Annotated in this window: 9 protein-coding genes; 4 read left to right on the top strand and 5 right to left on the bottom strand. The window is 62.4% G+C overall.

Translation table 11 applies throughout. From position 1 onward, the window contains the following. Positions 1–104 precede the first annotated feature (104 nt). Positions 105–329, bottom strand: coding sequence for a YgdI/YgdR family lipoprotein (locus tag HX817_RS16125; RefSeq protein ID WP_102369114.1), 225 nt, complete (start codon positions 327–329; stop codon positions 105–107). 188 nt (positions 330–517) lie between these two features. Between HX817_RS16125 and HX817_RS16120 the strand changes: the two genes are divergently transcribed. Continuing rightward, entirely contained in the window at positions 518–2,167 is a 1,650-nt protein-coding gene (locus HX817_RS16120; RefSeq protein WP_177040572.1) for a VRR-NUC domain-containing protein, read from the top strand. After that, positions 2,164–4,452 (top strand): ATP-dependent DNA helicase, encoded by a 2,289-nt coding sequence (locus HX817_RS16115; RefSeq protein WP_177040571.1) that lies wholly within the window; start codon positions 2,164–2,166, stop codon positions 4,450–4,452. The genes HX817_RS16120 and HX817_RS16115 overlap by 4 nt, the downstream gene beginning before the upstream one ends. Here the strand turns inward: HX817_RS16115 and HX817_RS16110 are convergent. Further along, complete coding sequence (locus tag HX817_RS16110; RefSeq protein ID WP_177040570.1) at positions 4,412–5,620, bottom strand: serine hydrolase; 1,209 nt, start codon at positions 5,618–5,620, stop codon at positions 4,412–4,414. The two genes, HX817_RS16115 and HX817_RS16110, sit on opposite strands and share 41 nt — an antisense overlap. A gap of 58 nt (positions 5,621–5,678) precedes the next feature. Beyond that, complete coding sequence (locus HX817_RS16105; protein WP_177040569.1) at positions 5,679–6,638, bottom strand: oxidoreductase; 960 nt, start codon at positions 6,636–6,638, stop codon at positions 5,679–5,681. 96 nt (positions 6,639–6,734) lie between these two features. On the opposite strand from HX817_RS16105, the gene HX817_RS16100 reads away from it, so the two are divergent. Continuing rightward, complete coding sequence (locus tag HX817_RS16100; RefSeq protein WP_177040568.1) at positions 6,735–7,697, top strand: AraC family transcriptional regulator; 963 nt, start codon at positions 6,735–6,737, stop codon at positions 7,695–7,697. Then, complete coding sequence (locus HX817_RS16095; RefSeq protein WP_177040567.1) at positions 7,654–8,595, top strand: alpha/beta fold hydrolase; 942 nt, start codon at positions 7,654–7,656, stop codon at positions 8,593–8,595. Before HX817_RS16100 ends, HX817_RS16095 begins: the two co-directional genes overlap by 44 nt. Here HX817_RS16095 and HX817_RS16090 read toward each other — a convergent pair. Then, complete coding sequence (locus HX817_RS16090) at positions 8,558–10,024, bottom strand: HAMP domain-containing sensor histidine kinase (protein ID WP_008433761.1); 1,467 nt, start codon at positions 10,022–10,024, stop codon at positions 8,558–8,560. The two genes, HX817_RS16095 and HX817_RS16090, sit on opposite strands and share 38 nt — an antisense overlap. Continuing rightward, the coding region (locus HX817_RS31370; protein WP_256348758.1) for a response regulator transcription factor at positions 10,021–10,388 on the bottom strand (368 nt) is incomplete at its 5' end. The genes HX817_RS31370 and HX817_RS16090, both read right to left, overlap by 4 nt.

The raw sequence follows: 10,388 nt of genomic DNA, 5'->3' as shown, positions 1-10,388 counted from the left end.
CGTCACGGGATGCATTCCCACGTAGAACGTGGGAACGATCATTGCCCGGCTCCCACAGGGGCGTGCATGGCAAAGAAAAGTGGGAGCCGACGGGCTCCCACTTTTTATTTCTCCTTCATCACGGTCGCGACGTCATCGGCCTTGACGCGAATATGCTTGCCGGCGATGTCGGTGAATTCGTAGAAGCCATCGGCCGTTTTCGCGTTGGGCACGTCCTTGGTCAGGTATTGAGTGCCGTTCTGCAACGTCACTACCGTCTGCGTGGAGCAACCGGCCAATACCAGCAACGTGAACATACCCACCGCCAGACCCAAATTCTTCATGCTCATAACCCTTACCCTGATCCTTCGAAAACCCCGCACCTGAGCGGTCGGGGGAGACTCATTTAATGTGGCTGACAGCCATCTGATCATTATTACGCAAAAAGTTGCGTGTGCCTTTGATCTATTACTGATTGCAACAGTCGGTCAGGGACGGCACTCTGTATGCATAAACAGTGGTTGATCCAGTGCCTGAAATGTCCAATCCCCTAGAAGATCCGCTCTATTACCTGCATAACTTCCGCCAAGTGCTCGCCTGGCTGGGGCAGCGTTATGCCGATTTGCTGGCCCCGGACGAAGAGCATTTCATTCAGCAATTTGACAGCTTACCGCAGGCATCCCAGGCGTTACTGGTACGCATGGTGATGCGCAAGGGCGCGCATTTCCGGGCGGGCAAGCTCAACTATGTCGAGATCGGCGCGGTGCACGAGGCGGTCGTGCCTTTGCTGGAACAGGGTTGGGTGACGGACCAATGCCTGTTGTCGTTCGGCGAGCTGTTCGGCCTGTTGCAGAAAGCGGAAATCCTGGCGGCGTTCAAACCCTGGATCGAGCAACCCAAGGCCAGGAAGGCTGACTGGCTGGAAACGCTGTCAATGCAGTTTTGTGAACTGCGTCACTTCCAGCACTGGTGCCCGGACCTGGCCGATCAGCTTTACAGCCTCACCGTGATGGAACTGTGCGACCGCCTGCGCCTGATGTTCTTCGGTAATCTCTATCAGGACTGGTCGGAATTTGTGCTGGCGGACCTGGGCATCTTTACCTACGAGAAAGTCGAATTCTGCGCCGAATCCCGCGGTTTGCGCAGCCGTGACGATGTGCACGGCTTCCTGTTCCTGCATCAGTGCCAGCAGGCCTTTGAAGCGGGCGAGGCACTCGATGGCGTGCTGGAACAAATCGCTACCTTGCACACCGACAACCCCTGGCTGGAGAAACGTCGGGCCAAGCTGTTGTTCCAGGTGGGCCAGTATTGTGAGCGCAGCGCCGAGTTGGCCCTGGCGGAAGCTATCTACCGGGGCTGCACCTATCCCGGCGCACGGGCGCGGCTGATCCGGGTGCTGGAGCGCCAGGAGGATTTTGCCCAGGCGATGGGGCTGGCCCGTGAGGCGCAACAGGCCCCGGAAAGCGCTGCCGAACAGCAGCACTTGCTGCGCGTGATACCCAGGCTGCGACGCAAGCTCGGCGAGCCGGCGCTGCCCAAGGCAAAACCCCGCGAGATCGTGCGCCTGGACCTCGAACTGCCGGCTCCGGAACCGATGATGTCGGTGGAGTATTGCGTACAGGCGCACCTCAGCGACCATGGTGCACCCGTGCATTACGTCGAGAACAGCCTGATCAATTCGCTGTTTGGCCTGCTGTGCTGGCCGGCGATTTTCGCGCCGTTGCCGGGGTCGTTTTTCCACCCGTTCCAGCGCGGGCCGGTAGACCTGCACAGCGAGGATTTTCATCTGCGGCGCGCCGAGCTGTTCGCCGAGTGCCTGGGCCAACTGGACGATGGGCGCTACAAGCACACCATTCGCCAGCGTTATGTAGACAAATGGGGTATCCAGTCACCCTTCGTGTTCTGGAACGTGCTCAGCGAAGAACTGCTCGATCAGGCCCTCGACTGCCTGCCAGCGGCGCACCTGCGCCACTGGTTCGAACGCCTGCTGCTGGATATCCGCGCCAACCGCGCCGGCATGCCCGACCTGATCCAGTTCTGGCCCGAAGAAAAAACCTACCGCATGATCGAAGTCAAAGGCCCCGGTGATCGCCTGCAGGACAACCAGCTGCGCTGGCTGGAGTTCTGCGGCGAACACCAGATGCCCGTCACTGTGTGTTATGTGCGCTGGGCGGGGCAGGCCGCTTGAGCTACAGCGTCGCGGTGCGTGCATTATGTGAATTCACCGCCAAGGTCGGCGACCTCGACCTGCGTTTTACCCCGTCTCCCAGTGCCCAGGAAGGGATTGTCGGCCACCGCACGGTGGCCTCGCGGCGCAGCGCCCATTACCAGAATGAAGTCGCGCTGGAGGGCGAATACCAGCAGTTGAAAGTCCGGGGCAGGGCGGATGGCTACGACCCGGACCGCAACCAGCTGGAAGAGGTGAAAACCTATCGCGGCGACCTGGACAAACAACCGGCCAACCACCGGCAACTGCACTGGGCACAGGTCAAGGTCTACGGCTGGTTGATGTGCCAGAAGCTCGGGTTGTCGGAGATTGTCCTGGCGCTGGTGTACTTCGACATTGTTGGCGAGCACGAGACGCTGCTCAGCCAACGGTTTCAGGCTGATGACCTGCAGGCATTCTTCGTGCAGCAATGCGCCCTGTTCCTCGGCTGGGCCGAACAGGAAATGCACCAGCGCGAAGCCCGCAATGCCGCAGCGGTTACCCTGGGCTTTCCCCATGCGGCGTTTCGCCCAGGCCAGCGCGCCCTGGCGGAAACGGTCTACAAGGCGGTCAGCACCGGCCGCTGCCTGATGGCCCAGGCGCCTACCGGAATTGGCAAGACCGTCGGCACGATTTTCCCGATGCTCAAGGCCATGGCGCCACAACAGCTGGACAAGGTGTTCTTCCTGACCGCCAAGACCCCGGGCCGCAAACTCGCGCTGGATGCGGCGCAAGTGCTGTATGACAGCAGCCCCGATCTGCCATTGCGGGTGCTGGAGCTGGTGGCGCGGGACAAGGCCTGCGAACACCTGGACAAAGCCTGCCATGGCGACTCCTGCCCACTGGCGAAGGGTTTTTATGACCGCTTGCCGGCGGCCCGCGAAGCTGCTTCCCGCGTGCGCCTGCTGGACCAGCGCAACCTGCGGGAAGTCGCCTTGGCCCATGACGTCTGCCCCTATTACCTGAGCCAGGAAATGGCACGCTGGGCCGACGTGGTGGTCGCCGACTACAACTATTACTTCGACTTCGGCGCCATGCTGTTCGGCCTGGCCCAGCTCAACCAGTGGCGCGTCGCGGTGCTGGTGGACGAAGCCCACAACCTGGTGGAGCGTGGCCGCTCGATGTACAGCGCGGCCCTCGACCAGTACACGCTCAAGACCCTGCGCGAGATCGCACCCGAGCCGCTGAAAAAGCCGCTCCAGCGCCTGAACCGTGAGTGGAATGCCCTGCACAAGGAGCAAGTGGCGCCTTATCAGGCCTACGCCCAGAAACCCGACAAACTGCTGCAGGCGCTGAGTCTGTGCACCAGCGCCATGGGTGAATATTTCAACGACTATCCCGAAGCACTCAATGGCGAACTGCAAGCCTTCTACTTCGAGGCGTTGCAGTTTGCCAAGGTCGCCGAGCTGTTCAACGAACACTTCATTTTCGACATCAGCAAACGCGAACTCAGCGGCAAGCGCAGTTCATCAAACCTGTGCCTTCGCAACGTGGTGCCCGCCGAATTCATTCGGCCCCGGCTGACGGCGGCCCGCAGCAGCGTGCTGTTTTCCGCAACCCTGAGCCCACGGCACTACTACGCGGACTTGCTGGGAATGCCGCCCGACACGGCCTGGGTGGATGTGGAATCACCGTTCAAGGCCGAGCAGCTGCGGGTGCATATCGTCGACCGGATCTCCACCCGGTTTGTGCATCGCCAGGCGTCCCTGGAGCCCATCGTCGAGCTGATTGCAGCGCAGTTTGCCCAGGCGCCGGGCAACTACCTGGCGTTTTTCAGCAGTTTTGATTATCTGCAGCAAGTGGCGCAATTGCTCGCCGAACGGCACCCGCGCATCCCGCTGTGGCAGCAGTCACGGGGCATGGCCGAGGCTGAACGCCAGGCATTTCTCGACCAGTTCACCCAGCACAGTCAGGGCATCGGGTTTGCCGTGCTTGGCGGCGCATTCGGCGAAGGCATCGACCTGCCGGGCACCCGGCTGATCGGCGCGTTTATCGCCACCCTGGGTCTGGCGCAACTCAACCCGGTGAACGAGCAGCTCAAGCTGCGGATGGGCGCGATTTTCGGCGCCGGTTATGACTACACCTACCTTTATCCGGGCATCCAGAAGGTGGTGCAAGCCGCGGGCCGGGTGATCCGCAGCCAGCAGGACCGAGGGGTGGTAATGCTGATTGATGACCGGTTTGGCGAAGCGCGGGTGCGGCAGCTATTGCCGCGCTGGTGGTCGATCACTGCGGCGGATACACCGCATCCCGCAACTGGTGGGTGAACTGGCCGGACATGCCTTCGTAAGCCGTATTGGTCAGTGCCACCACCGTAAGCTTCTGCTGCGGGTCGACAAACCAGCTGTGACCGTAGGCGCCGCCCCATTCAAAGGTGCCCCGGGATTGCGGTGTGCCTGTCAACGCCGGGTCATCCAGCACCGCCCAGCCATAACCGAACCCCCAGCCCGGGTCCTGGGTTTGCGCCTTGGCGCCGACCGAATCGGTGACCATCAACTGCACGCTGTGTGCCGACAGGATCGGAGCGCCGCCCCGGCGAATGGTTTCCAGGAACCGCGCAATATCACCTGCCGTCCCGGCCATGCCTGCGCCGCCGGAAGGGTAGGACTGGGGATCGAGAATCCGCCGCACATCAAACAGCGCGGTGCTGTTGCCCGAGGTGATCGTGGCCTTGTCGACCATGCGCAACGGCTGTGGCGAGCCATCCTGATAGGCGGCGGACAGGCGTTTTATATCCGTCACGGAAAACCCGGTATCGCTTAGCCCCAGTGGTTCGGTCACCGAGTCGCGGAGCAATGCCGGCAGGCTCTGGCCGGACGCCTTTTCCAGCACCGCACCCAGCACATCGGTGGCCATCGAATACTGCCAGCGGGTACCCGGCGGGTAACTCAAGGGCACGCTGGCGATGCGCTTCAGGTTCTCGGCAAAGCTGATTTCCGGCTCGCCCAAACCATCGGAAACCCCGGCGGTGCGGTAGGGTCCGTGCGGGCTTTCCAGAAATCCATAGCTCAGGCCGGCTGTGTGGTTAAGCAACTGGCTGACGGTGATCACCGGGATGGTGCCATCCGCCAGCTTGGGATTGAAGTCGGGCAGCCAGCGGCTGACCGGATCGTCCAGGCCCAAGCGACCTTGTTCCACCAGGTGCATCGCGGCGGCGGATACCAGCGGTTTGGTCACCGATGCCAGGCGAAAGATCGTGTCCTCTGTCATCGGGCGCCCGTCTTCGCGGTCCGCCAAGCCGGCAGCACGGTGATAAACCAGCTGCCCGTCCCGCAGCACCAGCACCACGGTGCCCACCAGGCGATTGTCGGCAATGGCGCTGTCGACCACCGCATCCACGCGCTTTGCGAGCAGTGGGTCGTGGCTGTCGGCGCAGGCGAGGGTGGCGCAAAGGGAGGCGGCAAGGGGCACGAGGTATCTGGCAGGAGGCTGCATGGTTCAGGTCGCTCATTGGCAGTGCATGACTGCCAAATATGAACGCTGGGGTCCCGGACTACAACGTGACATTGCACAACTGCTGACTCACTGCCCATAAGCGTTCGGCCTGCTCCGGGTCGACAGCCCAGGGCCATACGCCGTTACGGCTGGTGTCATCCTGCGACCAAGCGGCCACATCGCAATCTTCGCAGTAGAGTCCGCCCATGCCCTCCAGTTGCGGGCTGACAGCGCACCACACCGAGGTCGCGGCGCCTTGCTCGGGGTTCTTGTAGTGACTGGCGCGGCGGATATTGCCGTGCTCATCCAGTGCGCCGACGAATGCCAGGTCGTCCTTGTCCAGGTAGCGGATCAGGTCGGTGAGGATTTCCCCCGGGTGCACGGAAAATGCGCGCACACCCTCCGCTTTACCTCGTCGGTCCAGTGCTACCGCGAACAGTGCGTTGGCGGTTTTTGATTGGCCGTAGGCGAGCCACTTGTCATAGGGGCGGTGTTCAAATTGCGGGTCATCGAAATGCACAGGGCTGAGACGATGGCCGAGGGATGATACCGAAACCACTCGTGCGCCATTAGCCTCACGCAGCGCCGGCCACAACCGCGCGGTTAGCTGGAAGTGGCCCAGGTGGTTGGTGGCGAACTGCACTTCGAAACCTCGCGTATCCCGTTGCAGTGGTGTGGCCATGATTCCGGCGCTATTGATCAGAAGGTTCAATGCCCGGTCGCTGGCGAGGAAGTTTTCGGCAAAACGGTCGATGGAAATCGGGTCGAGTAAATCCAGGCTGGCGTGTTCAACACCGATGATGCCCGAGAGGTTGCGTTCGGCCTTTTCAGGATCCCGCGCGGGAACGATCACCTGCGCACCCGCGTCGACCAACACGCGAACCGTTTCCAGGCCAATGCCGGAGTAGCCACCGGTGACAATCACCGTCTTGCCTCGCAAATCGCTGCTCGCCAAGGCTTGCTGGGCGGTAGTGCCGGCATCGAAGCCGCTGCCAATTGGGGTTTGTTTGTCAGCCATGAAAGATCTCCTTATGGGAGGCCTAGAGTCTCTCGCTGGAGCCCGGACGCGGAATGCCCTAGAGTCCGTGTTTCTGTCGCGATCGTCCGGAGCTTTATGGATACCCTTTCCGATGTGCTGGCACTGTTAAAAAGCCATCGCTCGACCTTCGCCGGCCTGAAGGCTGGCGGCACCTGGGCCATTGACTTTGCGGCGCCGGATGGCATCAAGTTCAACGCGGTGGTGGAGGGTAGTTGCTGGCTGGAAGTGGAAGGGCTGGCAGTACCGATACGCTTGTATGAGGGAGATTGTTTCCTGTTGACCCAGGCACGCCCGTGGAGGCTGTCCAGCAATCTGTGCCCTGAAGGACTCGATGCACGTGAGGTGTATGCCGATGCGGTGGGAGGCATCGCCACGGTGGGTGCCACGGTGGATCTGTTCTTGATCGGCGGACGATTTATCTACGGGGACGACGCCCGACTGTTGCTGAATAGCCTGCCGCCGGTGCTGCGCGTGAGTGCCAACTCCGAACAGGCCGCCGTGTTGCGTTGGTGCCTGGATCGCCTGGCCCGGGAATACGCCAGCCCGTTACAAGGCGCGGCGCTGATGACCGAGCATTTGGCGCAAATGATGCTGGTGCAAATCCTGCGGCTCTATCAATCTTCCATGGGCACCCATACCACCGGCTGGCTGGGAGCCTTGACGGATCCAAGGCTGGCCCCGGTGCTGCGGGAAATTCACGCAGCGCCCGCCCGGCGCTGGACATTGAGTGAAATGGCCGGCCTGGCGAGTCAATCCCGCTCCACCTTCGCCTTGCACTTCAAGCAACGGGTAGGGCTGGCACCGCAGGAATACCTGACCCGCTGGCGTATGCACCTGGCGGTACAGGCCTTGAAAGCCAGCGACAACAGCGTGTCCACGATCGGCCAGTCCCTGGGTTATCAGTCAGACAGCGCTTTCAGCAATGCTTTCAAGCGCGTGATGGCTTGTTCTCCCCGGGAATACCGCGAGCGAACCCCACACAAGGAACCCAGTGATGAGCGAAATCCAGCAGCAGAAGGTCAACGTCAACGGCATTGAGTTGAACGTGCACATCGCCGGCCCCGAGAGCGGCCCGCCGGTGTGGTTGCTGCATGGGTTTCCCGAGTGCTGGCACTCCTGGCGCGAGCAGATTCCGGCGCTGGTGGCCCAGGGTTATCGGGTGTTTGTCCCGGAAATGCGCGGCTATGGACAATCCAGCGCGCCGCCGGAAGTGGCCGACTATGACCTGCTGACCCTGTGCGCCGATATCCAGGGCGCCATGGACCTGTTCGGGCATCGCCGGGTCGTCATGATTGGCCATGACTGGGGCGCCGTGGTGGCCTGGCACCTGGCGTTGCTCGAGCCAGAGCGCGTCAGCCAGTTGGTGACGATGTCGGTACCGTTCGCCGGACGCTCCCGCAGGCCGGTGATCGAGATCATGCGCGAGCTGTACGCCGATCGCTTCAATTACATCCTGTACTTCCAGGCCCCGGGCGTGGCTGAAAAGGAACTGGATGCCGATATCGAGCGGACATTACGGCTGTTCATGCAGGACCAGGGCGTTTTCCTGCAGAAGAAACCCGCCAGCGCGAAGCTGCTGGAAGGTGTGCCGCTGCCCGGTACGCTCCCGGCCTGGTGCAGCCAGCAGGACCTCGACGTGTATGTTCAGACCTTCGCCAATGACGGCTTTCGCGGCCCGTTGAACTGGTACCGCAACTTCGAACGCAACTGGCAGCGCACCGAGTTCCTCGCCGGGAGGCAGGTGCTGCAACCGACGCTGTTCCTGATCGGCGACCGCGACCCGGTCGGCGTGTTCGAAGCCCACACCCTCAAGCGCATGCCCGACGTCGTGCCGAACCTGCAACAAAGCGTCCTGGCCAACTGCGGCCACTGGATTCAGAACGAGCAGGGGCCCAAGGTCAACGAACTGCTGCTCGGGTTTCTAGGGCGAACGTGAACGTCGCGCCGCGTCCTGGCACATCGATCAGGCGGATTTCCTGACCGTGCAGTTGCAGGATCCGGTGCACGATGCGCAAGCCCAGGCCGCCATCGCGTCGAGCCCCACCAATGGTGAAGGCGCGCAGGAACAGACCTTCGCGCAGATCCGCCGAAATACCGGGGCCGCTGTCGCTCACCGTGACTTCAACAAAACCGGACTTGGGGGCCAGGGTCACTTCAACTTCGCCATTGGGCGGTGTATGGCGCAGGGCGTTATCCAGCAGGTTGGTGAGTACCCGTTCGATCAGGCCCAGGTCGGCCAATACGGTTGGCACCACCGGCGGCAGGCTGGCGGTGAGGGTGATCGCCCGGGCTTCCGCGGTCAGTTCGAACTTCTGGAAAATGTCCTGCACCAGGTCGGGTATTGAAAAGCCTTCGATGACCGGCTGCACAAACCCGTGTTCCAGGCGTACCAGTTCCAGCAGCGACTGGGCCAGCCCGCCGACCTTGCGGCTCTGGTCGAGGGCGATGCCCAGGTAACGCCGGCGTTCCTGCGGGGTCAGGCTGGCGTCTTTCAGGGACAGGGTTTCCAGGTAGCCATGCAAGGAGGCCAGCGGTGTGCGCAGGTCATGGGAAATATTCGCGACCATCTCCCGGCGTTCCTGCTCTTGATGGGTGATGGCGCGCCACTGTTCACCCAGGCGGTTCTCCATCTGCACGAAGGCGTGGTCGAGCACGGCGATTTCATCCTGGCTGGCAACCTCGGGCGCCACGGCCTGCGGGACTTTCGGTGCGCCGTTGATGTCGAACTGGCCGACCTTCTCGGTCAGTTGCCGCAAGGGCCGGGTGATCCAGGCGAACGCGGTCAAACCCGCGAGCAAGCACAACAATGCCACCAGGGCGATGGACCACAGGGCGATGTTCAGTGCCATGCCGGTGGCATCCCGGGCGTCGAACACATCATGGGCTTCGCCCAGCAGCACCACATACAGGTAGCCGGCCTGCTGGCCGTTGACCCGCAGCGGCGCGGCGCTGAACACCTTGAGGCCGTCGACGCTGCGTGGGTCGTCGCCGAGGATCGGCAGCATCGCGCCGCTGAGGAAACGGCGCACCGGCTCCAGGTTGACCTGGTCGCGGCGCAGGTGGCCGCTGGGCGCAGCGTTGCCGACCACACGCCCGTTAATGTCCAGCAGGTACACCTCGACACTCGGGTTTACCAGCATCAACTGGCTGAACAGGTTGCGCACCGCGTCCGGCTTGAGACCGTCGGCGTCCATCAACTGCGTATCCCGGGCGATGTGCGCGGCGAGGTCGCGGGACAGGCCTTGCACCACTTCCAGTTCATGCATGTGGTTGGAGCGCACTTGCAGCCAGGCCGACGTGCCGCTGCAAATCAGCAGCAACAGCGCGAACACCAGGGACAGGCGCTGGGTAAGGGTCAGCCTCATGCCGATTGCTCGGCAAACTTGTAGCCACGGCCCCACACCGTGAGGATGCGCGCCGGGTTGGCCGGATCGGCCTCGACCTTGGCCCGCAGGCGGTTGATATGGGTATTGACGGTGTGTTCGTAACCTTCGTGGCTGTAGCCCCACACGGCGTTGAGCAGGTCCATGCGCGAGAATACCTTGCCCGGTTGGCGGGCGAAAAAGTACAGCAGGTCGAATTCCCGGGGCGTGAGGTCCAGCCGCTGGCCTTGCAGGGTGGCGTCACGGGTCAGCGGGTTGATGAACAACTGGCCGAGGTCGAGGCTGCCGGCGTCCATCTTCAAGTTGCGCGCCATGGCGTCGACCCGGCGCAGCAGCGCCTTGACCC

This window comes from Pseudomonas sp. C6002 (assembly GCF_013385805.1).
Classification (GTDB): domain Bacteria; phylum Pseudomonadota; class Gammaproteobacteria; order Pseudomonadales; family Pseudomonadaceae; genus Aquipseudomonas.
Note: the sequence above shows the minus strand (reverse complement) of the source record. Positions and strands in the feature narration are given on the sequence as shown.

Bases quoted from the DNA above. Each gene is read 5' to 3' on its own strand.
- HX817_RS16110 (WP_177040570.1), bottom strand. From the start codon at position 5,620: ATGCAGCCTCCTGCCAGATACCTCGTGCCCCTTGCCGCCTCCCTTTGC.
- HX817_RS16095 (WP_177040567.1), top strand. From the start codon at position 7,654: ATGAGCGAAATCCAGCAGCAGAAGGTCAACGTCAACGGCATTGAGTTG.
- HX817_RS16125 (WP_102369114.1), bottom strand. From the start codon at position 329: ATGAGCATGAAGAATTTGGGTCTGGCGGTGGGTATGTTCACGTTGCTG.
- HX817_RS16120 (WP_177040572.1), top strand. From the start codon at position 518: ATGTCCAATCCCCTAGAAGATCCGCTCTATTACCTGCATAACTTCCGC.
- HX817_RS16090 (WP_008433761.1), bottom strand. From the start codon at position 10,024: ATGAGGCTGACCCTTACCCAGCGCCTGTCCCTGGTGTTCGCGCTGTTG.
- HX817_RS16105 (WP_177040569.1), bottom strand. From the start codon at position 6,638: ATGGCTGACAAACAAACCCCAATTGGCAGCGGCTTCGATGCCGGCACT.
- HX817_RS16100 (WP_177040568.1), top strand. From the start codon at position 6,735: ATGGATACCCTTTCCGATGTGCTGGCACTGTTAAAAAGCCATCGCTCG.